Annotated in this window: 23 protein-coding genes and 5 pseudogenes; 19 read left to right on the forward strand and 9 right to left on the reverse strand. The window is 66.9% G+C overall.

Translation table 11 applies throughout. The annotated features are described in order from the left end of the window. Positions 1–33: 33 nt before the first annotated feature. On the reverse strand, positions 34–282 hold the full coding sequence (locus tag GNX96_RS31570) for a hypothetical protein (RefSeq protein WP_163571652.1): 249 nt from the start codon (positions 280–282) through the stop codon (positions 34–36). Between the two features lie 55 nt (positions 283–337). Between GNX96_RS31570 and GNX96_RS31575 the strand changes: the two are divergent. The 6 genes and pseudogenes from GNX96_RS31575 to GNX96_RS31595 all read left to right on the forward strand — a co-directional run. Then, positions 338–2938, forward strand: a pseudogene (locus tag GNX96_RS31575) (valine--tRNA ligase); the annotation flags it as partial. After that, entirely contained in the window at positions 2935–3792 is an 858-nt protein-coding gene (locus GNX96_RS56790; protein WP_279582020.1) for a bifunctional folylpolyglutamate synthase/dihydrofolate synthase, read from the forward strand. The pseudogene GNX96_RS31575 and the gene GNX96_RS56790, both read left to right, overlap by 4 nt. After that, positions 3738–4310, forward strand: a complete 573-nt coding sequence (locus GNX96_RS56795) for a glutamate ligase domain-containing protein (RefSeq protein WP_279582021.1) — start codon at positions 3738–3740, stop codon at positions 4308–4310. The genes GNX96_RS56790 and GNX96_RS56795 overlap by 55 nt, the downstream gene beginning before the upstream one ends. Next, on the forward strand, positions 4307–4690 hold the full coding sequence (locus GNX96_RS31585) for a DUF4233 domain-containing protein (protein WP_163571653.1): 384 nt from the start codon (positions 4307–4309) through the stop codon (positions 4688–4690). The genes GNX96_RS56795 and GNX96_RS31585 overlap by 4 nt, the downstream gene beginning before the upstream one ends. Positions 4691–4952: 262 nt before the next feature. Then, a pseudogene (gene ndk / locus GNX96_RS31590) lies at positions 4953–5364 on the forward strand (nucleoside-diphosphate kinase). Between the two features lie 152 nt (positions 5365–5516). Then, positions 5517–6005, forward strand: a complete 489-nt coding sequence (locus GNX96_RS31595) for a hypothetical protein (RefSeq protein WP_163571654.1) — start codon at positions 5517–5519, stop codon at positions 6003–6005. Positions 6006–6228: 223 nt separating this feature from the next. Here GNX96_RS31595 and GNX96_RS31600 read toward each other — a convergent pair whose 3' ends face one another. The 4 genes from GNX96_RS31600 to GNX96_RS31615 all read right to left on the reverse strand — a co-directional run bounded on the left by GNX96_RS31600 (position 6229) and on the right by GNX96_RS31615 (position 10686). After that, complete coding sequence (locus GNX96_RS31600) at positions 6229–7071, reverse strand: transglutaminase family protein (protein ID WP_163571655.1); 843 nt, start codon at positions 7069–7071, stop codon at positions 6229–6231. Beyond that, positions 7068–8027 (reverse strand): alpha-E domain-containing protein, encoded by a 960-nt coding sequence (locus GNX96_RS31605; RefSeq protein ID WP_163571656.1) that lies wholly within the window; start codon positions 8025–8027, stop codon positions 7068–7070. The genes GNX96_RS31600 and GNX96_RS31605 overlap by 4 nt, the downstream gene beginning before the upstream one ends. Before the next feature lie 9 nt (positions 8028–8036). Then, positions 8037–9698, reverse strand: a complete 1662-nt coding sequence (locus tag GNX96_RS31610) for a circularly permuted type 2 ATP-grasp protein (RefSeq protein WP_163571657.1) — start codon at positions 9696–9698, stop codon at positions 8037–8039. A gap of 79 nt (positions 9699–9777) precedes the next feature. After that, on the reverse strand, positions 9778–10686 hold the full coding sequence (locus GNX96_RS31615) for an LLM class flavin-dependent oxidoreductase (protein WP_163571658.1): 909 nt from the start codon (positions 10684–10686) through the stop codon (positions 9778–9780). 153 nt (positions 10687–10839) lie between these two features. Here GNX96_RS31615 and GNX96_RS31620 point away from each other — a divergent pair, with 153 nt between their 5' ends. Next, complete coding sequence (locus GNX96_RS31620; protein WP_163571659.1) at positions 10840–11163, forward strand: hypothetical protein; 324 nt, start codon at positions 10840–10842, stop codon at positions 11161–11163. Positions 11164–11431: 268 nt separating this feature from the next. After that, positions 11432–14572 (forward strand): annotated as a pseudogene (gene ileS, locus GNX96_RS31625) (isoleucine--tRNA ligase). Between the two features lie 82 nt (positions 14573–14654). Here ileS and GNX96_RS31630 read toward each other — a convergent pair. Beyond that, a complete protein-coding gene (locus GNX96_RS31630) occupies positions 14655–15038 on the reverse strand; it encodes a hypothetical protein (RefSeq protein WP_163571660.1) in 384 nt (127 codons plus the stop codon). A gap of 65 nt (positions 15039–15103) precedes the next feature. On the opposite strand from GNX96_RS31630, the gene GNX96_RS31635 reads away from it, so the two are divergent. After that, positions 15104–15454 carry a hypothetical protein gene (locus tag GNX96_RS31635; RefSeq protein WP_163571661.1) on the forward strand — a complete coding sequence of 117 codons (351 nt, stop codon included), beginning with the start codon at positions 15104–15106 and terminating at the stop codon, positions 15452–15454. Between the two features lie 306 nt (positions 15455–15760). On the opposite strand, the gene GNX96_RS31640 is transcribed toward GNX96_RS31635, so the two are convergent. The 3 genes from GNX96_RS31640 to GNX96_RS56800 all read right to left on the reverse strand — a co-directional run bounded on the left by GNX96_RS31640 (position 15761) and on the right by GNX96_RS56800 (position 17775). Further along, positions 15761–15961: a hypothetical protein gene (locus GNX96_RS31640; protein ID WP_163571662.1), complete on the reverse strand. Its 201-nt coding sequence runs from the start codon at positions 15959–15961 to the stop codon at positions 15761–15763. Further along, positions 15958–16716: a hypothetical protein gene (locus GNX96_RS31645; RefSeq protein ID WP_163571663.1), complete on the reverse strand. Its 759-nt coding sequence runs from the start codon at positions 16714–16716 to the stop codon at positions 15958–15960. Before GNX96_RS31645 ends, GNX96_RS31640 begins: the two co-directional genes overlap by 4 nt. An 84-nt stretch (positions 16717–16800) precedes the next feature. Further along, the gene (locus tag GNX96_RS56800) at positions 16801–17775 is read right to left on the reverse strand and encodes a hypothetical protein (RefSeq protein ID WP_279582022.1); all 975 of its coding nucleotides are present in this window, start codon (positions 17773–17775) and stop codon (positions 16801–16803) included. Between the two features lie 371 nt (positions 17776–18146). Here GNX96_RS56800 and GNX96_RS31655 point away from each other — a divergent pair, with 371 nt between their 5' ends. The 10 genes and pseudogenes from GNX96_RS31655 to GNX96_RS31680 all read left to right on the forward strand — a co-directional run bounded on the left by GNX96_RS31655 (position 18147) and on the right by GNX96_RS31680 (position 25399). Continuing rightward, a complete protein-coding gene (locus GNX96_RS31655; protein WP_279582023.1) occupies positions 18147–20012 on the forward strand; it encodes a TIGR03960 family B12-binding radical SAM protein in 1866 nt (621 codons plus the stop codon). A 244-nt stretch (positions 20013–20256) separates the two neighbouring features. Then, positions 20257–20529, forward strand: a pseudogene (locus GNX96_RS65325) (TIGR03936 family radical SAM-associated protein); the annotation flags it as partial. Positions 20530–20548: 19 nt separating this feature from the next. Next, positions 20549–20800: a DUF2344 domain-containing protein gene (locus tag GNX96_RS56805; RefSeq protein ID WP_279582024.1), complete on the forward strand. Its 252-nt coding sequence runs from the start codon at positions 20549–20551 to the stop codon at positions 20798–20800. Positions 20801–20847: 47 nt separating this feature from the next. Continuing rightward, entirely contained in the window at positions 20848–21003 is a 156-nt protein-coding gene (locus GNX96_RS56810) for a hypothetical protein (RefSeq protein ID WP_279582025.1), read from the forward strand. Between the two features lie 147 nt (positions 21004–21150). Further along, positions 21151–21609: a hypothetical protein gene (locus GNX96_RS56815; RefSeq protein WP_279582026.1), complete on the forward strand. Its 459-nt coding sequence runs from the start codon at positions 21151–21153 to the stop codon at positions 21607–21609. A gap of 104 nt (positions 21610–21713) precedes the next feature. After that, a pseudogene (locus tag GNX96_RS31665) lies at positions 21714–23744 on the forward strand (Rne/Rng family ribonuclease); the annotation flags it as partial. A gap of 455 nt (positions 23745–24199) precedes the next feature. Beyond that, the gene (locus tag GNX96_RS56820; RefSeq protein ID WP_279582027.1) at positions 24200–24328 is read left to right on the forward strand and encodes a hypothetical protein; all 129 of its coding nucleotides are present in this window, start codon (positions 24200–24202) and stop codon (positions 24326–24328) included. After that, positions 24303–24632 carry a hypothetical protein gene (locus GNX96_RS31670; protein ID WP_163571664.1) on the forward strand — a complete coding sequence of 110 codons (330 nt, stop codon included), beginning with the start codon at positions 24303–24305 and terminating at the stop codon, positions 24630–24632. The genes GNX96_RS56820 and GNX96_RS31670 overlap by 26 nt, the downstream gene beginning before the upstream one ends. Before the next feature lie 49 nt (positions 24633–24681). After that, complete coding sequence (locus tag GNX96_RS31675; protein ID WP_163571665.1) at positions 24682–25224, forward strand: hypothetical protein; 543 nt, start codon at positions 24682–24684, stop codon at positions 25222–25224. Further along, on the forward strand, positions 25202–25399 hold the full coding sequence (locus tag GNX96_RS31680; RefSeq protein ID WP_163571666.1) for a hypothetical protein: 198 nt from the start codon (positions 25202–25204) through the stop codon (positions 25397–25399). Before GNX96_RS31675 ends, GNX96_RS31680 begins: the two co-directional genes overlap by 23 nt. Positions 25400–25521 lie beyond the last annotated feature (122 nt).

A 25521-nucleotide genomic window follows, 5' to 3' on the forward strand; every position in this document is an offset into this window, starting at 1 on the left:
GATCGCTAACGGGTGCTTCCGAACGCCACTGATTTAGTGATCCATCCGCACTGACCAGCTGGCACTGCCGGTGGAATGCGACGCCTGGTTCTGGTCGGGGGCACCGAGCCAGCTGACCAGCAGCCCGATCAGGGTGAACGTGAGGATCCCGCCGGCCACCAGGTAGAGCGCCCTGGTCATCCGGGACGGTCCGCGCAGGAACAACCGCCACGCCATCACGCCGATGGCGGCGATCAGCAGCAGCGCGATGACGCCGTTCTCCGTGGGGTAGATGCCCTGCATGATTGGCTCGCGGTTCTCCGTAGACTTGAGGGTGTGACAACCACGGCCGGCCGACACCAACGCTCGCACCGACCTCCCGCCACAGTATTCCCCCGCGGCGGTAGAAGGGCCCGCTTACGAGCGATGGGTAACAAACGGCTACTTCCACGCCGACGAGAAATCCGACCGCGAGCCGTACTGCATCGTCCTGCCGCCACCGAACGTGACCGGCAACCTGCACATTGGTCACGCCCTCGACCACACCCTGCAGGACGCCTTGATCCGGCGCCGCCGCATGCAGGGGTACGAGACGCTGTGGATGCCCGGCATGGACCACGCCGGCATCGCCACCCAGAACGTGGTCGAGAAGCAGCTCGCCGCGAAGGAGGGCAGGTCGCGGCACGACCTCGGCCGGGAGGACTTCGTCGCCCGGGTCTGGGAGTGGAAAGAGGAATACGGCGGCCGGATCCTCGGCCAGATGCGCCGGCTCGGCGACTCGGTCGACTGGGAACGCGAGCGCTTCACCATGGACGAGGGCCTGTCCCGGGCCGTCCTGACCATCTTCAAGAGGCTGTACGACGACGGCCTGATCTACCGCGCCGAGCGGATCATCAACTGGTGTCCGCGCTGCATGACCGCGCTGTCGGATATCGAGGTCGAGCACAGCGACGACGATGGTGAGCTCGTCTCCATCCGTTATGGCGAAGGCGAGAACTCGATCGTCGTCGCCACCACCCGGGTCGAGACCATGCTCGGTGACACCGCGGTGGCCGTCCATCCCGACGACGAGCGCTATGCGCACCTGGTCGGCACCGAGGTCGAGTTGCCGCTCACCGGCCGCCGGATCCCGATCGTCGCCGACACCCACGTCGACCCGGCTTTCGGCACGGGCGCGGTGAAAGTCACACCGGCGCACGACCCGAACGACTTCGAGATCGGCCAGCGGCACCAGTTGCCGGCGCTGTCCGTGATGGACGAGCGTGGCGTGGTCACCGCGAAGGGACCTTTTGAGGGCCTGGACCGATTTGAGGCGCGCCCCGCGGTGGTCGCCGCGCTGCGCGAAGAGGGCCGGATCGTCGCCGAGAAGCGGCCGTACGTACACGCCGTCGGGCATTGCTCGCGTTGTGGCACGGCCGTCGAGCCGCGGCTTTCCAAGCAGTGGTTCGTGAACACCACCCCGCTGGCGAAGGCGGCCGGCGCCGCCGTACGAGATGGCCGGGTGAAGATTCACCCGCAGTCGCTGGAAAAGCGGTATTTCGACTGGGTCGACAACATGCACGACTGGTGCATTTCGCGGCAGCTCTGGTGGGGCCACCGGATCCCGGTCTGGTACGGCCCGGATGGCGAAATGCGGTGTGTTGGCCCGGACGAAGATGCACCTGGCGACGGCTGGACGCAGGACGCCGATGTCCTGGACACCTGGTTTTCCTCTGGGCTGTGGCCGTTCTCGACGCTCGGTTGGCCGGACGAGACGGCCGCGCTGAAGAAGTTCTATCCGAACTCGGTGCTGGTCACCGGCTACGACATCCTGTTCTTCTGGGTCGCCCGGATGATGATGTTCGGCCTGTACGCGATGGACGGCGTGCCGCCTTTCGACCACATCGCCCTGCACGGCCTGGTCCGTGACCAGTTCGGCAAGAAGATGTCCAAGTCGCGCGGAAACGTCGTCGACCCGATGGAGTGGATCGAGGCGTACGGCGCGGACGCCCTGCGGTTTTCGCTGGCCCGCGGCGCGAACCCGGGCACCGATCAGGCGATCAGCGCGGACTGGGGGGTGGGCGGCGCACGGAATTTCTGCAACAAGATCTGGAATGCCACCCGGTTCGCGATCGCCAACGGCGCGACTGTCGGCGAGATCCCGGCGGATCTGTCCACTGTGGACCGTTGGGTGTTGTCCCGGCTGCACCAGACGATCGCCGAGGTCGACGAGCTGCTGGAGGATTTCCAGTTCGGCAAGGCATCCGACGCGCTCTACCATTTCGCGTGGGACGAGGTCTGCGACTGGTATTTGGAGCTCGCCAAGCCGACCCTGCAGGCCGGCGGTCCGGCCGCGGACGCGACTCGCGCGGTGCTGGGGAACGTCCTGGACGTGTTGCTGCGGGTCCTGCATCCCATCACGCCGTTCGTGACCGAGGAGCTGTGGCGAGCGTTGACCGGCGGCGAGACGCTGATAACCGCCGCGTGGCCTTCGCCGGATCCGGAGAAATTTCGGGACGCCAAGGCCGAAGCGACCGTGCTGGCGCTGCAGGAGGTCGTCACCGAGGTCCGCCGGTTCCGCGCCGAGCAGGGCCTCAAGCCCGGCCAGCGGGTGCCGGCGCGGCTCGCCGGCATCGCCGACACCGACCTGGCCGAGCACGCTGGTTCGTTGCGGGCGCTGCTGCGGCTGACCGAGCCCGAGGACGGCTTCAGCGCGACCGCGGCTTTGCCCGTACACGGGCTGAAACTGGAGTTGGACCTGTCCGGCACCATTGACGTGGCGGCCGAGCGAGCCCGGCTGACCAAGGACCTGGCCGCCGCCGAGAAGGAAAAGCAACAGAACTCCGGAAAACTCGGTAATCCGGCGTTCACCGCGAAGGCACCCGAGGCAGTGGTGGCCAAGGTGCGGGAGCGGGTCGCGGTGGCCGAGGCCGACATCGCCCGGATCACCGCCGCGCTGAAGGGGCTGCCGTCGGCGTGAACGTCAACAAGAGACACCGCAACAACGCCGGCAACACTGCGAAAGCGTCCGAGCAGCTCGAGGAAGTGCTGGCCGCGCTGGAAAGTCGCGGTCAGGGCCGGATGGTGCCGGACCGGTCCCGGATCGTCGAGCTGCTGGATCTGCTCGGCAACCCACAAAAGGCGTATCCGTCCGTACATTTGACTGGTACGAACGGGAAAACGTCGACCGCGCGGATGATCGACTCGCTGCTGCGGGCGCAGGGCCTGCGAGTCGGCCGCTACACCAGCCCGCACCTGGACAGCCCAGCCGAGCGGATCAGCGTCGACGGCGAGCCGATTGACGACGAGCGGTTCGTCGCCGCGTACCAGGACGTCGCCCCGTACGTGGAGCTGATGGACGCCCGCAACGACCAGCCGGTCACGTATTTCGAGCTGATGACCGCGATGGCGTTCGCCGCCTTCGCGGACACGCCGGTGGATGTGGCGGTGGTCGAGGTCGGACTGGGCGGCACCTGGGACGCGACCAACGTGCTGGAGGCCGCGGTCGCGGTGATCACCCCGATCGGGCTCGACCACGTGGAGCTGCTCGGCCCGACGATCGCCGACATCGCCACCGAGAAGGCCGGCATCATCCATCCCGGCTCTACCGTGGTGGCCGCGATCCAGCCGGTCGAGGCGGTCGAGCCGCTGCTGCGCGGGTCGCCGAGGTGGGCGCCAACCTCGCCCGCGAAGGCGAGGAATTCGGCGTCATGGAGCGGCAGATCGCGGTGGGGGGTCAGGTGCTGTGGCTGCAGGGTCTGGCCGCTCGGTATGAGGAGATGTTCCTGCCGTTGCAGGGGGCGCACCAGGCGCAGAACGCGGCGGTCGCGGTAGCCGCCGTCGAGGCGTTCCTCGGCGCCGGCGCGGACCGGCAGTTGGAGCTGGAGGCCGTCCGGGAAGGCCTCGCCGACGCCAGCTCGCCGGGCCGGCTGGAGCGCGTACGCAATAGTCCGACCGTGCTGTTGGACGCCGCCCACAACCCGGCCGGCATGCAGGTGTTGGTGGACGCTCTGCGCGAGGAGTTCGCCTTCAGCCGGCTGGTCGCGGTGGTGGCGATGCTCAGCGACAAGGACGCCACCGCGATGCTGGAAGTCCTTGAGCCGTACGTGGACGCCGTCGTCATCACCCAGAACAGCTCGCCGCGCGCGCTGCCGGCCGACGACCTGGCCGCGCTCGCCGTGCAGGTCTTCGACCGGGATCGGGTGGAGGTCGAGCTGCGCCTGGACGAGGCGATCGAGGCGGCCGTGCGCAGGGTGGACGAGAACCCGGACGCCGCTTTCGGCGGCCAGGGCGTCATCATCACCGGCTCGGTAGTGACCGTCGCCGACGCGCGCAGGTTGCTCAAGCGATGACTGAGACTCCCGAGGAGGAAGAACCGACGTCGGGCCTGCGTAACCCGCAGGCCGCCGCCCGTGGCGTCGGGTCGGCGACCCTGCTGCTGGAAGCGTTGGTCCTGCTGCTCGCGCTCGTACCGCTGACCAAACTCTCCGGTCACGTCTCCGGCCTCGAGATCGGCGTCCTGCTCGGCTTGATCGCTGTCTGCGTGCTGACCTGCGCCGTCCTTAAACGCTCCTGGGGCTGGCACCTCGGCACCGCGATCCAGGTCGCGATCATCCTGACCGGCTTCTTCAACTGGGCCCTGCTGGTGCTCGGCCTGGTCTTCCTTGCCATCTGGGCTTACGTCCTACACGTCCGCCGCACTGTCCTACGCCCCGCCCACTTCGACCACTAAGTGGGACCAGGCGCCGTTTTGTCGGTGCATCCGTCACCGTCCATGGTTTCCGTTGTTGATCTTGGTTAGTTGGTCTACCTGAAGCGGACATATCGGGTGAGTGTCCGTTTTGGGTAGACCAACTAACCAAGATCAACACATCGACTTTTCCACTCGCTCGGAGATGTCGTCGCGTCCACTGCGACCGGTGCCTGCGGCGAGCAGCTGCCGCCGCCGATAGAGTGCTGGGGACTCAAGTGGGCATGAAAGACAGGAGATAAAGGTGTCGGAGCGTACGCTCGTGCTGCTGAAGCCAGACGCGGTGCGCCGCGGGCTGGTGGGGGAGATCCTCGGCCGGTTCGAGCGCAAGGGCCTGACCATCGAGGCGCTGGAGCTTCGTACGCTGGACGGGGAAACCGCCGACCAGCACTACGCCGAGCACGTGGAGAAGGCGTTTTACCCGCCATTGCGGGAGTTCATCACCTCCGGTCCGCTGATCGCGACCCGTGTTGTCGGGCGACACCGCCATCGAGGTCGTACGCGCTCTGATTGGCAGCACCGACGGGCGCAAGGCCGCCGGCGGTACGATCCGTGGCGATTTGTCCTTGTCGAACCGGGAAAACCTGGTGCACGCATCGGATTCCGCGGACTCCGCGGCTCGGGAGATCAAGCATTTCTTTCCCGAACTGGGCTGACGCGTAACGCCGTGGCGCGTTTTGGGGATGTTCTTCGTTGCACCGTCTTCGTACAGTCTTCTTCGACGGCAGCAGAGTCAGCGGCACGCAGTGGTGTCGCGCACGAGAGGAACACATCATGAGCGACGACTACTCGACCAACGTCGATATCGATGGCGACGGTCATTACGACCACGTCGACTACACCGAGAACTCGGACGGCAGCGTCACGATCACCGGCGACGCCAACCACGACGGCAAGGTCGATTGTCGCCCACGACTACAACCACGACGGCATCGTCGACGACGCCAAATACGACACGAACCACGACGGCACGTACGACCAGTACTGGAAGGACACCAACGGCGACGGTTACCTCGACCGGGTCAGCGGTGACGGCAACCAGGACGGTCACACCGACTACAAGGGTGAAGACGCGAACGAGGACGGCAAGATCGACCACGTCACGAGCGACACCAACTATGACGGCAAGTACGACACGTATCAGCAGGACACGAACTACGACGGCAAGTTCGACTACACGCAGCACGACACGAACGAGGACGGCAAGGTCGACACCGTCAACTACGACAGCAACCACGACGGGCACTACGACACCACGTACACGCCCGAGGGCAACGTCCCCCTCCACAACGTCTAGGGCGTGTCTCCAAATCCCAGGTGGATGAGGGTCGAGATCCACACGTCGTCCTGCGGGTGCCGGGCGGTCGCCTTCATACCTGGTTGTATGGGGGTGATCGACCGGTGCTCGCAGGCGGCGTGTGGGCTCGGCCCTCGCCGCCTGGGGTTTGGAGACACGCCCTAGTACTACAGCCCTGTAGTACTAGCAACAAAGACGGCAGGCACGGCCGCCATAAACACGGTTAGCCGAGGCGGGTGACCTCGACGGTAACCTCGAGGGCGGCCGCGTCGCCGCCGGAGTAGATGCCCTTCAGTGGCGCCACGTCGGCGTAGTCGCGGCCAAGGGCCACCCAGATGTGCCTGGGCCCGATGGGGATGTCGTTGGTCGGGTCGTAGCCCCACCAACCGCCGGTCCACGCCTCGATCCAGGCGTGACTCTCGCCGCGTACGGTCTCCCGCAGCGCCGCGTTCGGCTTGGTGTGCAGATAACCCGAAACATACCGCGCTGGGATGCCCATGGTCCGCAGCAGGACGAGCGTGAGGTGCGCGAAGTCCTGGCAGACGCCCTCCCGGGCCTGCCACGCGTCGGTGGCGGTGCTGTGCACCCCCGTCGCCCCGGACCGGTACGCGAGCTGCTCGTGCACCCAGCGAGAGGCCTCCAGCACCGCTTCGTCCGGCCGCCGGCCGCGCCGCAGGTCGCGGGCGATCGCCGCCAGTTCGCGGTCCCTCGGGGTGTACGCGGTCGGCTCCAGCAGCTCGGTGTAGCGGTCCAGCACGTCCGGGGCCCGCAGGTCCGGCCAGCCGGCCTTGTCGATCGGCTCCGCTTCGGTACCCGTCTCGACCACCGACGACGACACGACAGTCAGCTGCTTGTGCGGCGCGTGCAGGTCGAAGGTGGTCACCTCGGTGCCCCAGTAGTCGACATACCGGTACGACCGGGTGGCCGGCGAGGTCTCGACGCGGGTGACGACGACGTTCTGCCGCCGGTCGCTGCGCGGGGTCAGCCGGGCCTCGTTGTACGACTGGGTGACCGGCGCCTCGTACTGGTAGCCGGTGGTGTGTACGACCCTGATCCGCCAGCTCACCGCTGCACCTCACTGTTCAGCTGGGCGTTGGTCCAAGCCACCCAGGGCGCGGTGTGGAAATACTGCAACGACACCGCTTCACCGACTTCGCGTACGCATTCCTGCAACGTCCCGAGCCGGCTCGGCAGGTCGTCGAGCAGGTCGTCCGGGCGCAGGAATTCCAGGTCGCTGCGCGCTTTTCCGAGCAACCGAAGCGCCTCCGCGCGGGCTCCGACGCGTACGCTCGGCTGGTTGTCCAGCTGTTCCAGGCACGACTCGGCCTGCCGTAACGCGTGGAAGACAGACCGCGGGAAGAGCCTGTCCAGCAACAAAAACTGGACGACCCGGCCGGCGTCCAGGGTGCCTCGGTACGTACGAAGGAAAGTGTCCTGCGCGCCGGCCGATCGCAGCACGGTGACCCAACCGGGGGAAGAGGCGCGGTCGCCGACCCTGGACAGCAGCAGTCGTACGATCATGTCGACGCGTTCGACCGAGCGGCCAAGGACCAGGAACCGCCAGCCGTCGTCGCGGCTCATCGTGGAGTCCGCCAGCCCGGCGAACATCGCCGCTCTTTCCTCGACGAAGCTGAAAAACGCATGTGGACCGACCCGGCGGGCATAGCGCTGCCGGTCCGGGATCGCGTTCCACATCGCGTTGAGGCATTCCCACATCTGCGCCGAAACGACCTCGCGCGCGCCCCTGGTGTTTTCCCGCGCGCTGGTCACCGACGAGACGATCGAGCCGGCCTGGTCTTTTGAATACGCCACCAGTTCGGTCAAGGACCACACATCGAAGGTCGCGCCGGCCGGGCCTTCGATGCCCAACACGCTGAGCAGCCTGCGGCTGGTGGTGTCCGGGTTGACGGTGGCGTCCTCTAGCAGTTGGTGCACGGAGACGTCCAGGATCCGGGCGGTGTCGTCGGCTCTTTCGACGTACCGGCCGATCCAGTAGAGCGATTCGGCGTTGCGGGCCAGCATCTCGTCCCCCTACTGCTGCTGTTGTTGTTGCTGTTGGGACGAAGTCAGCTCGGGTCCCTGTTCGGTCTCGACCCGGCCGACAATGTCGGTCAGGCTGGAAACCTCGGCGAGTCCCGGCTCGGCGAGCTCACGCTCCACAGTGGACGATCGGGGTGCCAGCACCCAGGTGTCCTTGGAGCCGCCACCCTGCGAGGAATTGACTACCAGACTGCCCTTGGGCAGCGCCACCCTGGTCAGTCCGCCGGGCAACACAAAAACTGACTTTCCGTCATTCACGGCAAAGGGGCGCAGGTCGACGTGCCGCGGCACCAGTCGGTCGGCCACCTTGGTCGGTACGGTCGAGAGCTGCACCACCGGCTGGGCGATCCAGCCGCGCGGGTGGTTGCGGATTTTCCTTTTGAGGGTGGCAAGTTCGGCCGCGGTGGCGGAGGGGCCAAAGACGATCCCGTAGCCGCCGGAGCCCTCGACCGGTTTGACCACCAGCTCGTCGATGTGGTCCAGGACGTACGTGCGTTCCTCCGGCAGCCAGCAGCGGAAGGTGTCCACATTGGGCAGGAGTGGCTTCTCGTTGAGGTAGAACTTCAGGATTTCCGGCAGATAAGTATAAATGAGCTTGTCGTCGCCGACGCCGTTGCCGAGCGCGTTCGCGATTACCACGTTGCCGGCCCGGGCCGCGTTGACCACGCCGGCCACCCCGAGCACCGAGTCCGGCCGAAAATGCAGCGGATCCAGGTAGTCGTCGTCGATTCGGCGGTAGATCACGTCCACCTGGCGTTCGCCCTCGGTCGTACGGATATAAACCACGTTGTCCCGTACGAAAAGATCGCGGCCCTCGACCAGTTCGACACCCATTTGCCTGGCCAACAATGAATGCTCGAAATATGCCGAGTTGTGCACTCCAGGCGTGAGTACGACGACATTCGGGTCGGCCGCATTCGGCGCCGCCGCGGCGCGCAATGCCCTCGACAAGTGCGCGCCATAGTCGGCGACCGCCCGGACCCGGTGCCGGGCGAACAGGTCCGGGAACACCCGGGCCATCGTCCGGCGGTTCTCCATCACGTACGAGACACCGCTCGGGCACCGCAGATTGTCTTCCAGTACCCGGAAAGTGCCTTGCTCGTCACGTACCAGGTCAATGCCTGCCACGTGGATGCGTACACCGTTCGGCGGGCTGAAGTTGGCCGCCTCGCGGTGAAAATGCGAGCAGGAAGTGATCAGTCTGCGCGGCAGCACGCCGTCCCGGAGGATCTCGGCGTCGCCGTAGATGTCGGCGAGAAACATCTCCAGCGCCTTGACCCGCTGGATGATGCCGCGCTCGAGTTTGGACCATTCGGCCGCGGTGATGACCCGGGGGATGAGGTCGAGCGGGAAGGGGCGTTCCTGCCCGGAGAGCGAGAACGTGATGCCTTGGTCGACGAACGCGCGGCCAAGTGCTTCGGCGCGGGCTCCGAGGTCGGCGACCTCGGAGGGCGCGAGGGCTTCGTAGAGGGTCTTGTACGCGGAGCGGACGCTGTCCTGGTCGGCGAACATCTCGTCGTACGCGTCGGCGTGCGGGCGGTTGGGGTCCAGGTAGCCGGCGAACAGCTCGCTGGGCGGTGCGCCGTTCAGCGACGGCGTACCAGCCCGTTGCGCCTGTGCCGCTGTCCGCGTCGGCCGGGGAGATGGCGTCATCCCCGCATCTTGTACTAGACACCCCGTTCCGCGCACGGGTGTCCGTCTGAGACACACCCTGACCGGACCAGGCCACCGGCTAGGAAAGCAGCGCGTAACCCTCGGCGAGCTGTTCGGCCTGCCGGAGCCAGTCTCCTGACGCGAGCCCCATCACGACCCGGTGCGCTCCGGCCTCGGCGAAGGCGGCCAGCCGATCGGCGATCTGGGCGGGGCCGCCGGTGAGGGGGATCTTTGGCGCCTCATCAGGGGCGATGCCGTACGCCTGCACGAGGCGGTCGGTCATGGCCTCGACCGGGATGTCGGCGCCGGCCAGGACGGCGGGGCCGCCGACGGTGATCAGCGGCATCGGGCGGCCCTGCTCGGCGGACATCTCGCGGAGTTTCGCGGCGCCGCGGATGACGGTGGACGGCATCGACGAAGGGAACCACTCATCCGCGTACGCGAGAGTGCGGCGCAGGGTGGGAGCGGCGTCGGTGCCGCCGATCAGGATGGTGGGAACGGTGCTCGCGGGCGCGAGCGTCATCTCGGGGGAGTCGGGGCCGATTCGGGTTGGTTTGCCGGCGATCAGGTCGGGGAGGACTTCCAGGATCGCGTTCGTACGCCTGCCTCGTTCGGTGGCCGGGATGCCGACAGCTGGCCAGATCGGGGCGCTGGGGAAGCCACCGGAGCCGACGCCGAGCAGGATCCGGTCACCGGAGACCTGTTGCAGGCTCGCCAGCATGGCCGCGGAGGCGGCGGCTGGGCGCAGGGCCAGCGTGTACGTCCCGAAGCCGAGCCGGATGCGCTCGGTCGCCGCGGCGGCCGCGGCGAGCACGATCGGTGCGTCGAGTGCGTGATTGCCGCTTCCGAGCACCATATCGGCCGCCCACGCCGATTCGAGGCCGAGTCGCTCCACATGGCGGGCCGCGGCGCCGATACCGCCGACGCGGGCGAGGTCCTCCGGTTTCGTGATGATCGGCAGCGAGACGCCGAGTTTCAAAGCAGTCATGAGATGGACGGTAGAACCTCAACATTAGTTGATGTCAAGGAGCTGACATTCGTCACCTTTCGGCGGGGACATTTCTAACGTTGTAAATCACCTCGCCGATTTGTACGATCCTAAAGAAATGCATGTCTCGTAAGGAAAACGAGAGGACCCAAAATGCGGGTGAAAGCGATACTGGTGGCCGGCATCGCCGCGGTGGCGCTGACCGGGCTGGCGGCGCCGGCGACAGCCTCGGTGCGTACGGCCGCGCAGCAGCCTTCGGACGGATGGGCCGCGGATTTCCTCAGCCAGACTGACATTTACGGCGGGGTGCCGTACGACTCGGCCAAGGTCGGGGTCGGCACCCCGGGCGACCAGGTGCGGGTGACCTGTCACACCAAGGCCGGCTGGTTGTCGATCACCGACACCACCACCGCGGTCAGCGGTTTTGTCGACCCGCGCTACCTGAAGGTCTACGGCTTCCCCTTCGAGTGCCCGTGACGACGGCGGGGAATATTCGCTGTACGCGGTTCGCTACTCTGTACGCATAGGCATCGACCCGGCCATCACCGGCGAGCCTCCGGAAGAACGGGACGGTTGTCCTTAGTAGAACCGGACGGGACGGCCCGTCACAGCCGACCGGAGTGGGCGCTCGATGCCGCGGCCAGCGGCGGGTGGGGGCCAAGCGAGGTGGTACCGCGGTGGCGCGCGCAACGGCGCCGTCGTCCTCGCGTACGAGTGTGAAGTACGCGAGGAGAGCGAGCACCCGATGGCCTATCCGCAGCATCGAAAAGATCAGGGTGTGGCGGCCTCCCCGTCGTTCCCGGACCTGGAGAACGAGGTCCTGGACGGCTGGGACACCGACGGCACCTTCCAGGCCAGCATCGACCAGCGGCCGGCCGGCGACAAAGGCGCCAACGAGTTCGTCTTCTACGACGGGCCGCCGTTCGAACGGCCTGCCGCACTACGGCCATTTGCTGACCGGGTATGTGAAAGACCTGGTCCCGCGCTATCAGACGATGCGTGGCAAGCAGGTCGAGCGGCGGTTCGGGTGGGACACCCACGGGCTGCCGGCCGAGGTGGAGACCGAGAAACAGCTCGGCATCACCACCAAATCCGAGATCGTCACGCTCGGGATCGACAAGTTCAACGCGGCCACTCGTGAGTCGGTGCTGCGCTACACCCACGAGTGGGAGCGGTATGTGCGCCGCCAGGCCCGCTGGGTGGACTTCGAGAACGACTACAAGACGCTTGACCTGCCTTTCATGGAAAGCGTCATGTGGGCTTTCAAGTCGCTCTTCGACAAAGGCCTGATCTACGAAGGTTTCAAGGTGCTGCCGTATTGCTGGCGCTGCGAAACCCCGTTGTCCAACAACGAGATCAAGATGGACGACACGTACCGGGACCGGCAGGACCCGGCCGCGACCGTGTGGATGGAGCTCGAGGGACACCGGCGAGCGGCTGCTGACCTGGACGACGATGCCGTGGACCGTCGTGCCCAACAGCAATATCGTGGTGGATAACGACGTCGACTACGCCGTGCTGGAGCTGGACGGACACAAGTACGTCCTGGCCGACGCACGGGTTGCCGCGTACGAGAAGGAACTCGGCGCGGCTGTGCGGGTCGACACCATCAAGGGCAGCGCGCTGGTCGGCCGCAAATACAAGCCGGCTTTCGAATTCCTGGTGGAAACGTACGCGGACGTGCCGGCGGCTTTCACCGTGCTGGCCGGAGATTTCGTGTCCACTGAGGACGGCACGGGACTGGTCGAGGTCAGCGGCGCACACGGTGAGGACGACTTCACCATCACCACCGCTGCCGGTGTGCCGACCGTCCTGACTGTCGACGACCGGACCAGGTTCACCTCGATCGCGCCGCGTTTTGAGGGCCTGCAGGTTTTTGAGGCCAACCGGCCGATCCTGCGCGAGTTGCGGGACCGCGGTCACCTGCTGCGCGAAGAGTCGTACGTCCACTCGTACCCGCACTGCTGGCGTTGCGACACTCCGCTGGTTTACAAGGCGCTGTCGTCGTGGTTCGTCAGCGTGACCAAGTTCAAGGCCCGCGCGGTCGAGCTGAACGAGCAGATCACCTGGACACCGGAACACGTCAAGCACGGTTCTTTCGGGAAATGGCTGGAGAACGCGATCGACTGGCCGATCTCGCGCAACCGGTTCTGGGGTTCGCCGATCCCGGTCTGGAATCCGACGACGACGAGAACTACCCACGCATGGACGTGTACGGCTCGCTGGACGATCTGGAGCGTGATTTTGGCGTCCGGCCCGATGATCTGCACCGCCCGACGATCGACGACCTGACCCGGCCGAACCCGGACGACCCGACTGGGAAGTCCACCATGCGCCGGGTGCCGGAGGTTTTGGACTGCTGGTTCGAATCCGGCTCGATGCCGTTCGCCCAGGTGCACTATCCGTTCGAGAACGCGGAGTGGTTCGAGAACCACTTTCCCGGCGATTTCATCGTCGAATACATCGGGCAGACCCGGGCCTGGTTCTATTTCATGCAGATCATCGCGACCGCGCTGTTCGATCGGCCGGCCTTCCTGACCGCGATCAGCCACGGCATCGTGCTGGGCGACGACGGACGCAAGATGTCCAAGAGCCTGCGCAACTATCCGGACGTGTACGAGATGTTCAACGCGTACGGTTCGGATGCGATGCGCTGGTCGTTGATGTCCTCGCCGATCCTGCGCGGTGGCGACATGTCGGTCAGCGAGTCGGTGATCCGGGACGCCGTCCGGCAGGCCATCAACCCGCTGTGGAACGCCTGGTATTTCTTCGGCCTTTACGCCAATGCCGCGAAATACGAGGCGAAATGGCGGACCGACTCCGACAACGTGCTGGACCGGTACGTGCTCGCCAAGCTGTCCGACGCGGTGACCTCGGTGACCGCCACCATGGACGCGTACGACATCTCCGGTGCCTGCGCGTCGGTACGTTCTTTCCTCGACGTGCTGACAAACTGGTATGTCCGGCGCTCACGCGATCGGTTCTGGAACGAGGACGCGGACGCTTTTGACACGCTCTACACGGTGTTGGAGGTGCTGAGCCGTACGGCCGCACCGCTGCTGCCGATGGTCACCGAGGAGGTCTGGCGTGGCCTGACCGGCAACCGGTCGGTGCACCTGACCGACTGGCCGGACGCCGCGAGCCTGCCGGCGGATGCCGCTCTGGTGGCCAGCATGGACGAGGTGCGGGCGGTCTGCTCGGCGGCGCTTTCGCTGCGCAAGGCCGGCAAACTCCGGGTCCGGCTGCCGCTGAGCAAACTGACCGTGGCGGTCGCCGACGCGCAGGCGCTGGCGCCCTTCAAGGACCTGATCGCCGATGAGGTCAACGTCAAGGAGGTCGTGTGCTCACCACCGACGTGGCCGGCTACTGCGAACGGGTGTTGTCGCTGGTGCCACGCGTTTTGGGGCCACGGCTCGGAAAGAATGTGCAGCAGGTGATCAAGGCGGTGAAGGCCGGCGACTGGGCGGTGGCCGATGGCAAGGTGACCGCCGGGGGAGTCGAGCTGGTGGAGGGCGAGTACGAGCTTCGGCTCGTACCGACCAATACCAGCGACACCGCTTCCTCGGCCGCGCTCCCGGGCGACGCCGGAGTTGTCGTGCTGGCCACCGAAGTGACGCCGGAGCTGGCCGCGGAAGGTCTCGCGAAGGACGTGGTCCGGGCGGTGCAGCAGGCCCGCAAGGACGCTGGGCTCGATGTCGCGGACCGGATCGACCTGACCGTCGAGCCGTCCAATGAGGACGTACGAACCGCTGTGGAGGCGTACCGGGATCTGGTGACGGCTGAGACTTTGGCCACCACGCTCGGATTCGGCACGCTCAGCGGTGACGTGCCGGCCACCGAGGTGGCCGGTGGCTCGGTCCGGATCGCGGTCGCCAAAGCCAGCTGACGGCAGCGACAAAGCTTGACAGTAAAAGAAGAACCGGCCGTCGGAGCGATCCGACGGCCGGTTCTTCGTTGTCAGGAAAGGATCAGACCGTCCGGTTGAGGGTGCTCCTGGCGAGGTCGGTGATGCCTTTCTGGTGCGCGTCGTCCTGGTTGGTCGCGTTGCTGGAGTCGCCGCCGACCGCGAAATACTCCACGTGGGTCACCATGTTGCCGTCCAGGACGTAGATGTGCAGGGCGCTGCTGCTGGACTTGAAGCCGACCGCCTGTTGCCCGATGCCGTTGACGTTGATCGCCGGCCCGTAGACGCTGCTGCCGGAGGACTTCTCCGAGTTGAAGTCCCGCAGGGCCGCACCGGTCGGGTCGTCGCCGGTCTGGATGTCCATCTCGACGGTGACCTCGGCCTGCAACTGCCCCTTGACGTAGTACGCGTGGCAGCTGGTGCTGGACAGGGTCGAGTACTTGTTCACCTCGGGCTTGGGGTTCGGGCTCTTGCTGCTGTCCGGGCTCAGCCCAAAGGCTGCTGGCGAAGAAGGTGGACAGGTCGGCCGGCGCGCAGCCGTCGCTGGGCACCTTGTGGGTGGAACCAGCCGGCGCGTTCGCTCCGCTGCCGCCGGCCGCGCCGCTGGAACCGCCGCCGCTCGCGCCGCCACTGCCGGCCGGCGCCGGCGCGTTGCTGCTGCCGGCGGTGGTCGTGGTCGAACCCGGCTTGAGCTTGAGGTACGCGAAGACGCCGACGCCGCCGAGACAGAGCACCAGCACGACCACACCGGCGACGATGCCGATGATCAGGCCCGTCTTGGACTTCTGCGGTGGCGGCGGCGGAGGCGGCGTGCCAAAGCCGGGAGGGCCGTATCCGGGCGGAGCCGAGTTCGGGTCGCCGTAGCCGGGCGGGCCGGAGGCGGGGTCGCCACCGTACGTCGGCTGGCCATACCCCTGGTCATATCCCGGCTGCTGGCCGTAGCCGGGGTCGCCGTAGCCGCCCTGCGGGCCGCCGTAGGTCGGGTCGCCGCCCTGCTGGCCGCCGCCCTGCTGGCCGTAGCCGCCCTGCTGCCCGTAACCGGGATCTCCGTAATTTCCTGACACGATATAACCCTTCACTTGCTGTTCGTTCGAGCCCGTCTGCGGCCTGAATTATGTCCACCGCTGGCCACCGGTTAGATCCCCTATTGATGCCAACCGGCCGATCGCGCTATTTCGCCGTCCGGGTCATCGCGGTGCGGGCCAGCGTGACCAGTGCGTTTTCGTGTGGAGTCTGCTGGGCAGCGTCGTCGGAGTCGGCGCCCACCCCGAAATACTCCGCGTCGAAGACGGCATTGCCATCCAATACGTAAAGAACGAGCCGGCCGGAGCTGGTTTTGTATTTCATCGCCTTGTCGCCGAGGCCGGTCACCGCCGTACCAGCGCCGTAAACGGAGTTGCTGGAGGAGAGCTCGGAGTTGTAGTCGCTGGTGGCGTCGCCCGCGGCGGCGGAACCCCCATGGAAGTTGATGTCCATCGACACGTCGGCGTCCAGCTCACCCTTGACGTACGAGCCCTGCAGGTGGTCCCCTGCGTGTTGCCGTAGTTGTTCAGGTCGGGTTTGGGGTTCGGGCTCGTCGACGTGTCCTTGGTGAGCCCGAAGGTGGCCGCGAAGGCGTCGAAATCCGCCGGTGCGCAGCCGTCGGTGGGGGCGGTGTGCTGGTGGCCGGTGGCCACGGTGGTTCCGCCGCCGGGCCGGAGCAGGAAATACCCGCCGACGGCACCGATGCAGAGCAGCAGCACGAGGACTCCCGCGACAATGCCGATGATCAGCCCGGTGCTGGACCTCTTCTGCACTGGCGGCGCGGGATAGCCGGGCTGCCCGAACGGCGGCTGGCCGTACCCGGGCGGGCCGGACGCGGGTTGGCCGTACCCCCCCGGCGGGCCGGACGCGGGCTGGCCGTAGCCAGGCGGCCCTGAGGCGGGTTGGCCGTATCCAGGCGGGCCGGAGGCCTGAGCAGGCTGGCCATATCCGCCCGGCTGGGCGTACGTGGTGGGATCCTGCGGCTGCTGCTCGCCGTAGGACTCGCCGGGCACGTCGAAGCCTTCCAACCGGTATTCGGTGGGGCCTGGATCGTTGCCGTACGGGTCCTTCCGGTACGGGTCACCGCCGGGGGGCGTGGACATCGGATCCCTTCCTTGGCAGATGGCTCGGGGCTGCGCCGAGACCGAGACAGTACATTCGCCGCACCCGTCGCGCGCGCTGGCCGGTCAGCTGGCGGTTCGGGTCAGGGCGGTGTTCGCCAGCGTCTTCAACGCGGTCACCACGCTGTCCTTGGACACGCTGGAGGCGGCTGAGCCGTAGCCGAACCACTCAGCGTCGACCACCACGTTGGCGTCCACCGCGTAGATCTCCATCCGGCCGCTGCTGGTGGTGACCAGGATGGCCTGGCTGCCCACTCCGCTGATCGTCTCGACCTGATATTTGAGCTGGTTGGCGACGGTTTGCTCGCTGCTCAGGTCCTGCACCGCGCCAGCGTTGTCGGAGGCGAACTCCATGTTGAGCTCGATATCGGCGATGACGTGGGTGTTGCCGCTGCCCTTCTCGTACTGCGCGCTGCACTTGGACGAGCCGCTGCTGACCGACTGTTCCGGCTGTGGCTTGTCGGGGGAAGTACCGAGCCCGAAGGTGTTCTGGATGGTCAGCAGATCCGCCGGGCCGCAGCCGGTGGTCGGCACCTTGTGGGTGGCCTGGTTGCCGCCGGTGCCCGTACCGGTCGAGGTGCCGCCGGCGTTGCCGGTGCTGTTCGTGGTGCTGGACGGCGTCGGCGCCGGTGTCCCGCGGAACACCACGAAGTAGCCCACGGTCCCGGCCCCGACGCAGAGCAACAGGGCGGCTACGCCGGCGACCAGCCCGATGATCAGGCCGGTGTTGGACTTCTTTGGCGGCGGTGGCGGCGCGTAGCCGGGCTCGCCGAACGCTGGCTGGCCGTATCCGGGCGGAGCCGACGCCGGGCCGTACCCGGGGGGCGCGGATGCGGGCTGCTGGTAGCCCGGCTGAGACTGGTAACCAGGCTGGCCCTGACCTGGATATCCCGACTGCGTCGGGTCGCCGTAACCTGTTCCGGTCACCGGATCCTGGTACGCGCCAGGCGTGCCGCCAGGCACGTCGTAGCCCTCCAGGCGGTATTCGGTTCGGTTGGGCTCGCCGTACGGCTCGTTCCCCCCGCCGTTGGGCGTGGACATCGGTTCCCCTTTACTCACCGTGAGGGCGGGCGCAGACGAGACGCCGCCGCCGAAACATCGGCTCCTATCCTGGCAGAGGGCGTCATGCACGAGCGTTTAGGGCAGGCGTACGGGCAGTGTAAATGTCCTTCACGGTCCGAAGAAGCCGATTTCCCGCCGGTCGATGTGTCGCCAGCGTCACGGTCACGGCGAGTGATGTGACGCTCTGTCGCTGATGGCAGTGCGGAGCGTACCGGCTGTGCGCTGGTCGGCAATGCCGATGCCGGCCGGTACCCTGGTTAACGTGACTACCAGCCCGACCACCGATGCGCAGCTGTCCGTCTTCGGCGCGCTCGAACCGCTGCTTGCCCGCGTTCAGAAACCCATCCAGTATGTGGGTGGGGAACAGGGCGCGACCAGCAAACCTTGGGAGTCGGCCCGCGGTCCGCTGGGCGCTGATGTATCCGGACGCGTACGAGGTGGGCCTGCCCAACCAGGGCATCCAGATCCTCTACGAGATCCTGAACGAGCAGCCGGACGTGCTGGCCGAGCGGACGTACTCGGTCTGGCCCGACCTGGAAGCGTTGATGCGTGAGCACGGCGTCCCGCAGTTCACCGTCGACATGCACCGCCCGGTCAGCGCCTTCGACGTTTTCGGGGTGTCCTTCTCCACCGAGCTGGGCTATACCAACATGCTCACCGCGCTGGACCTGGCCGGCATCCCGCTGCACGCCGCCTACCGCGGGCTGGAGCACCCGGTGGTGCTCGCCGGCGGGCACGCGGCTTTCAACCCGGAGCCGATCGCCGACTTCATCGACGCCGCCGTGCTTGGCGACGGCGAGGAGGCCGTCCTGGAGATCACCGCGATCGTCCGGGACTGGAAGGCGCAGGGCAGGCCGGGCGGACGCGACGAGCTGCTGATGCGGCTGGCCCGTACCGAAACGGTCTACGTGCCCCGATTCTACGACGTGGAGTATGCCGAGAACGGCGAGATCTACCGGGTCGCGCCGAACCGTCCGGGCGTCCCGCATCGGGTTTACAAGCGCACCACGATGGACCTGGACGCGTGGCCGTATCCGAAGACTCCGCTGGTTCCGCTGGCCGAGACCGTGCACGAGCGGGCCAGCGTGGAGATCTTCCGCGCTGCACGCACGCGGGGTTGCCGGTTCTGTCAGGCCGGCATGATCACCCGGCCGGTCCGGGAGCGGTCCATCACCGGCATCGGCGAGATGGTCCAACAGAGCCTCAAGTCCAGTGGTTTCGAGGAGGTCGGGCTGCTGTCGCTGTCGTCCGCCGACCACTCCGAGATCAACGAGATCGTCACCGGGCTCGCCGACCGGTACGAGGGCACCACCACCTCGCTGTCGCTGCCATCGACCCGCGTCGACGCCTTCAACGTGACGTTGGCGAACGAACTTTCCCGCAATGGCCGGCGTTCCGGGCTGACCTTCGCACCGGAAGGCGGCAGCGAGCGGCTCCGCCAGGTGATCAACAAGATGGTGTCCAAAGAGGACCTCATCCGTACGGTCACCACCGCGTACGAGAACGGCTGGCGGCAGGTGAAGCTCTACTTCATGTGCGGGCTGCCCACAGAAACCACCGAAGACGTGCTGGAAATCGCCGAAATGGCGCACGACGTCATCCGAGCTGGCCGCAAAGCGACCGGACGAAGCGATATCCGTTGCACAGTCTCGATTGGTGGGTTCGTACCCAAGCCGCACACTCCTTTCCAGTGGGCTTCGCAAACCGATCCCGAGACCATCGACGAGCGTCTTTTGGCTCTGCGCAAGGCGATCAATGCCGACCGGTCGCTCGGCAAAGCGATCGGATATCGGTACCACGACGGCAAGCCCAGCCAGATCGAGGGTCTGCTGTCCCGTGGCGACCGCCGCATCGGCCGGGTCATCGAGAGCGTGTGGCGCGGCGGCGGCCGATTCGACGGGTGGAGCGAGCATTTCTCGTACGAACGGTGGGTGGATGCCTGTGCCGCCGAGCTGCCCGCTTTTGGGCTGGATCTGGCCTGGTTCACCACCCGTGAGCGCGGCGAGAACGAGGTTCTTCCGTGGGATCACCTCGATTCTGGGCTGGACCGGACGTGGCTGTGGGAGGACTGGCAGGACGCCCTGAAGGAATATGAGGTCGAGGACTGCCGATGGACCCCGTGCTACGACTGCGGGGTGTGTCCGACAATGGGAACCGATATTCAGATCGGTCCTACGGGTCGTACGCTGCTGCCCCTCTCGGTCGTGAAGCCTTAGTTTTTGCTTTGGGCATAGCGAAAAAGTAGGGGTGGAGTTTCGTCGAGTGCGGGACTTTGTGCCGCGGTCGACGTCGAGTGTGGGGTTTCCCCCGCACTCGACGCTGGACGTGCTAGCGGCAGGGGAACCGGACCTCTTCGGGCGCAACGACAGGGGAAGCAGTTACGCTGGCGGCGACTGGGCCACCCTGTGTGAGGAGGACGTTCTGCCGCGTACACCTGACGGGCCACCGCCGCCACCGGCTGTGCAGAAGCTGCGCATCCGGTACGCGAAGCGCGGTCGGCTTCGGTTCACTTCGCATCGGGACATCGCGCGTGCCTTTGAGCGGGCGTTGCGGCGGGCCGCGGTGCCGATCGCCTATTCGGCGGGGTTCACGCCGCATCCGAAGGTGTCGTGGATGGGTGCCGCGCCGACCGGGATGGCGAGCGAGGCCGAGTACGTGGAGATCGGGGTGACCCGGCCGTTGGAGCCGGCGGAGTTGGCGGCGGCGCTGGATGCGGCGTTGCCGCCGGGGATCGACGTGACGCGCGGCGGCGGTGTTCGACGCGGCGGCCGGGGACCGGCCGTTGGCCGAGCAGTTGGACGCCTCGCGGTGGCGGATGGAGCTGATGGATCTGTCGGCCGACGCCGGGCAGCAGCTGTTGGAGACCTTCCTCGCGGCCGCCGAGGTGCCGGTGAGCAAACTCACCAAGTCGGGTCGCAAGACCGTTGACGCTCGTGCCGCGGTCGTACGAGCGAGCGCTGCGCTGCCGGCGCGCCGCTCGAGCGGGGCTCCGGCGCGTCTGTAGCGGGTAACGGCACCGAGTATGCGATACTGGACGTCGTCGTAAGGCATGTGACGCCGGCCGTACGACCCGATGACATTCTCACCGGCATGTGCGCAGCGGCCAACCTGTCGCCGCCGTCGTCCGTTCGGATGACGCGGCTGGCGCAGGGGACGCTGACCGCGGCCGGAGACCTGGTTGAGCCATTGGCCACCGACCGGGGCTGAGTGATGTGGTCGGGGTGCTGTTCTTTTTCAGTGCCACCACGAGACTTGAGCGGTCCACCAGGTGGGTCGCCTAACTGAAGTAGCAAGTGACACGCCCCTGAGCGGCTGCGTCGGACGCGCCCGGGGGCGGGATGGAGATATGCCTGCATGCCAACAAGGAAGCGCAGCGGCTCGTCGGCTGACGAAGCCGCCAGAGACGCTGCCGCGAACGCTGACTCGCCGACCGAGGATTCGGTAAGCAAGCCAGCCAAGACCACCCGACCACGCAAGACCGCCCGGGCCAAGGCGGCTCCGAAGGCTGCCGTCGATCCGGACGTGCCAGCCATCACACCGGCCGACCCAGCCGCCGAGGCGCCGGTCAAGAAGACCACGCGCCGGCGTACGACCAAGAAGGCCGCCGCCCCGGCGGTCGAGCCGGTCGACACCGTCGAGGCGGTTGCCGCGGTCGCTGATCCAGTGGTCGCTGAGGCCGTGGTGGAGGCGCCGCCGGCACCGCGCAAGCGGACTCGCCGGGCCGCGACCCGGGCCGCCGCCCACCCGTTGAGCTACCGGTCGAGCCGGTCGTCGAGCCGCCTGCGGAGGTGGCCAGCCAGCCACCCGAGCTGACGCTGGTGCCGGAGCTGCCGACCATCTTCGGTGAGCCGGTTGTCGAGCCAGCGCCACGCAGCAGCCGGAGCCGGCCGCCGCGCAAGGCCGCGCTCGCGCCGCCGATGGCGCTGTTCGTGGCGCCGACCCTGCTGCCCGAGCCGCTCCCGATGGAGCCGGCTGTGGTCGAGGCGCCAGCCGACGAAGAGGTCGAAGAAGAGACCGCCGAGGCGGTCGAGGACGAGGCTGCCGCGGAGTCCGCCGAAGACGATGGCGACGGGTCGGCCGAGAGCCGGCGCCGCCGCCGGGGCCGTCGTGGCCGTGGCCGCGGCCGGGGGTGGTGCCGACGGCACCGACGACACCGCCGCCGATGCTGAGCCCGCCGCTGAAGACACGGCGAAAACGCAGGTCAGCGACGAGGCGGAAGAGACAGAAGAAGCCGAAGACAGTGCAGTTGAGGACGGCGCCGCCGAAGGTGCTGGCGATGCCACCCGTCGGCGTCGTCGCCGCCGCCGCGCCGGGGCGGCGCCGAGGGTGCCGACGACCAGGCCGACGATGAGTCGGTGCCGACTGAGGTGCACGTCAGAGCACCTCGTACGGAGTCCAAGGCGGAACCGGAGAAGCACGTCGAGGACGACGGTGTCCGCGGTGTCCGCGGGCTCGACCCGGCTGGAGGCCAAGCGCCAGCGCCGCCGGGATGGCCGGGACCAGGGCCGCCGCCGCCCGCCGGTGCTCACCGAGGCCGAGTTCCTGGCGCGCCGGGAAGCCGTCGCGCGAACCATGGTCGTACGCCAGCGTGGCGAGCGCACCCAGATCGCGGTTCTTGAGGACGGCGTGCTGGTCGAGCACTACGTGACCAAGGCGTCCTCCACGTCGTACGCGGGCAATGTCTATCTCGGCCGCGTGCAGAACGTGCTGCCGAGCATGGAGGCGGCGTTCGTCGACATCGGTAAGGGACGCAACGCGGTGTGCTCTACGCCGGCGAGGTCAACTGGGACCTGGCCGGCATGGACGGCAAGCCGCGCAAGATCGAGCAGGCCCTCAAGTCCGGCGACGCGGTGCTCGTCCAGGTCACCAAGGACCCGGTCGGTCACAAGGGCGCCCGGCTGACCTCGCAGGTGAGCCTGCCCGGTCGTTTCCTGGTGTACGTGCCGGAAAATGAGATGACCGGGATCAGTCGTAAGCTGCCGGACAACGAGCGCAAGCGGCTGAAGACGGTCCTGAAGAAGGTTGTCCCGGAAAACGCCGGCGTCATCGTGCGTACGGCCGCCGAGGGTGCCAGCGAGGAGGAGCTGCGCGGCGACGTGGCCCGGCTGGAAGCCCAGTGGCAGGCGATCGTCAAGGCCCAGCAGGCCGCCGGCTCCAACGCGCCGACGCTGCTTTACGGCGAGCCTGACCTGGTGATCCGCGTCATTCGCGACATCTTCAACGAGGACTTCGCGTCGCTGGTGGTCTCCGGTGACGGCGGCAACGATGACGCTTGGGAGACCGTGCGTGAGTACGTCGGGCACGTCTCGCCGGATCTGGTCGAGCGACTTTCCCACCACACCGGCGAAAAAGACGTGTTCACCGAATATCGGGTGGACGAGCAGCTGGCCAAGGCGCTGGACCGCAAGGTCTGGTTGCCGTCCGGCGGTTCGCTGGTCATCGACCGCACTGAGGCGATGACGGTCGTCGACGTGAACACCGGCCGGTTTACCGGCCAGGGCGGCAACCTTGAGGAGACCGTCACCAGGAACAACCTGGAGGCGGCCGAGGAGATCGTCCGGCAGCTGCGGCTGCGGGACATCGGCGGCATGATCGTCGTCGACTTCATCGACATGGTCCTGGAAAGCAACCGTGAGCTGGTCCTTCGCCGGCTGACCGAGTGCCTGGGCCGGGATCGTACGAAACACCAGGTCGCTGAGGTCACGTCGCTGGGTCTGGTCCAGATGACCCGCAAGCGGGTCGGCCAGGGTCTGTTGGAGGCCTTCAGCGAGACCTGCGAGCACTGCCACGGTCGCGGGTTGATCATCCACACTGAGCCGATCGAGCACCACCAAGGTGGCGGTCAGCAGCAGCAACAGCAACGGCAGCAGCCGGAGGAGTCGACCGGCGGTGGGCGGCGCAAGCGCAACCGCGGCCGGTCCGGTTCGCCGGCGGCTCACGACGAGTCGTCGAACGGCGTGGTGACGGCGGACGAGCTGTCCACCGAGGACGACGACACTGTTTTGGCCACCACAGCTGAGGCTGGTGCGGTTGCCGAAGCCGTGCGGGACGCTGAGCCGGTGTCCGCCCAGCCAGCTCCGGAGGTTCCGGCCGTCGAAGCTGTTGTTGTGGAGGCCGCTGAGCCGGTCGCGGCGGCGCCGCAGGGGACCCGTCCTCGGCGGGCTCGTCGGGCCGCCTCTCGACCCGCCGGTCCGCCACCGGTGCCGGTCGGCAGCTGACAGTTCGAAGAACGCCCCTTTCTCGCACTTCGGGAAAGGGGCGTTTTGCTGTGTTCGTACGGCCGGATGGTGACAGTCCGCGCAAGACCGTTTGTTTTTTTCGCGCCCAGATCGCCTTGGCTCAGCGGCCAGATCGTGGTTGGCTGCCCGCTGTAGCGTGAAACAACCAGCCCTGGAGCCCGCCGATGTCTCAGGATTCCTTTACGTCAACGGAAAACCCGGTGACCAGGAGGCGGTTGATCACGGCCGCCGCGGCGGCCGGTGGCGCGGTGCTGGGAGCCACCGCCCGTGCCAGCGCCGGCGGCGGCCGCTGACCCGAGCTTGTATTCGGTCGCGCTGGACAGCTTTCCGGGTGCCACCGACGACGCGAAACTGGACTCGGCGTTGAGTTATGTGGCCACGCAGACGTACAAGCCGACCATTCAGCTCGGCACCCGGCAGACTACTTTCGGCAAAACCAGGCTGCTTTTCGACGGTTTCAGCATCAGTGGGCCGGCCGGGGTGGGCACCGAGTTCAGCTTCACGAACAAGGTGAAGATCAGTACACCCGGCACCGGCTGGCTGGATGTGCCGGCGCCCAAGGGTCAGGGGCATTTATATCGGCGGGCTCTGTTTTGAAGGTGACTCGAACACGACTTTTTTCGTCGACCACGACAACAATGGGCCGGTGCTGTGGGCGTCCACCATTCGTGATGTGGGATTCAATCTCTTCAGACATGTCATCTGGGGTGCTCACGATGCCGTCACTTTCGACGGTTTCTGGGACGTGAACAACTGCTACGACACCGAGTTCAAGCTGTGGGGATCGGACAGCAACTACTTCACCAACGGGTTGCTGATCGATTCCCCGAACACCGGCACCGGCAACCGCTATCACGTGTGGGCGCCCTGGCTCGGTAAGACGACCTTCGGACCGATGTTCATCACCGGCAAGGCGAACACTACGCCGATGCGCATTGACGGCGGTCGCGGAATTGTCGTACAAGCGGCACGTTTCGAGGCGCAGCAAGGAAATCCAACGCTCGGATCGCAGCTGCTGATCACCGGCGGCACCTTCGTACGGATCCGCGACCCGTGGTTCTTTCAACGGCATGTCGGCGGCTGGCTCGACCGGCCACAGCACTCCGGCGTACGACAAGGGAATCGTCACCATCACCGGCGGCTCGAATATCGTGATCGACGGCGCGATGTTCAGCGACGGCGACGGTAACCAGACGGGTGCGACAGCAGCCGGCACCCCGCACGTCTACGTCGGCGGTGGCACCGGAGTCCGCCTTCGCAACCTGCAGGCCTCGACCTCGGACCAACTGAGGGTCGTACGAGCGGCAACGGTCAACGCGTCCGCGATCGTCACCGACCCGGACGTGACCGTGACGGTCGGCTGACGTGCGCACCACTCGCCACCGATCCACTGCGTGAGATAGCGTGGGGACGGAGTGACGGCGGGGTGCCGCGAGGCTGAGATCACACCCGTCGAACCTGATCTAGTAAGACTAGCGAAGGGACC

Origin of the sequence: Fodinicola feengrottensis, assembly GCF_010993775.1 — a bacterium.
GTDB classification, from domain to species: Bacteria; Actinomycetota; Actinomycetes; order Mycobacteriales; family HKI-0501; genus Fodinicola; species Fodinicola feengrottensis.

Bases quoted from the DNA above. Each gene is read 5' to 3' on its own strand.
- GNX96_RS31680 (WP_163571666.1), top strand. From the start codon at position 25,202: ATGTTCAGCGACGGCGACGGTAACCAGACGGGTGCGACAGCAGCCGGC.
- GNX96_RS31595 (WP_163571654.1), top strand. From the start codon at position 5,517: ATGGCGACGGTCATTACGACCACGTCGACTACACCGAGAACTCGGACG.
- GNX96_RS31615 (WP_163571658.1), bottom strand. From the start codon at position 10,686: ATGACTGCTTTGAAACTCGGCGTCTCGCTGCCGATCATCACGAAACCG.
- GNX96_RS56800 (WP_279582022.1), bottom strand. From the start codon at position 17,775: ATGTCCACGCCCAACGGCGGGGGGAACGAGCCGTACGGCGAGCCCAAC.
- GNX96_RS56795 (WP_279582021.1), top strand. From the start codon at position 3,738: ATGTTCCTGCCGTTGCAGGGGGCGCACCAGGCGCAGAACGCGGCGGTC.
- GNX96_RS31585 (WP_163571653.1), top strand. From the start codon at position 4,307: ATGACTGAGACTCCCGAGGAGGAAGAACCGACGTCGGGCCTGCGTAAC.
- GNX96_RS31570 (WP_163571652.1), bottom strand. From the start codon at position 282: ATGCAGGGCATCTACCCCACGGAGAACGGCGTCATCGCGCTGCTGCTG.
- GNX96_RS31645 (WP_163571663.1), bottom strand. From the start codon at position 16,716: ATGTCCACGCCCCCCGGCGGTGACCCGTACCGGAAGGACCCGTACGGC.
- GNX96_RS31620 (WP_163571659.1), top strand. From the start codon at position 10,840: ATGCGGGTGAAAGCGATACTGGTGGCCGGCATCGCCGCGGTGGCGCTG.
- GNX96_RS31655 (WP_279582023.1), top strand. From the start codon at position 18,147: ATGTGGGTGGGGAACAGGGCGCGACCAGCAAACCTTGGGAGTCGGCCC.
- GNX96_RS56815 (WP_279582026.1), top strand. From the start codon at position 21,151: ATGCCAACAAGGAAGCGCAGCGGCTCGTCGGCTGACGAAGCCGCCAGA.
- GNX96_RS31610 (WP_163571657.1), bottom strand. From the start codon at position 9,698: ATGACGCCATCTCCCCGGCCGACGCGGACAGCGGCACAGGCGCAACGG.
- GNX96_RS31605 (WP_163571656.1), bottom strand. From the start codon at position 8,027: ATGCTGGCCCGCAACGCCGAATCGCTCTACTGGATCGGCCGGTACGTC.
- GNX96_RS56820 (WP_279582027.1), top strand. From the start codon at position 24,200: ATGTCTCAGGATTCCTTTACGTCAACGGAAAACCCGGTGACCAGGAGG.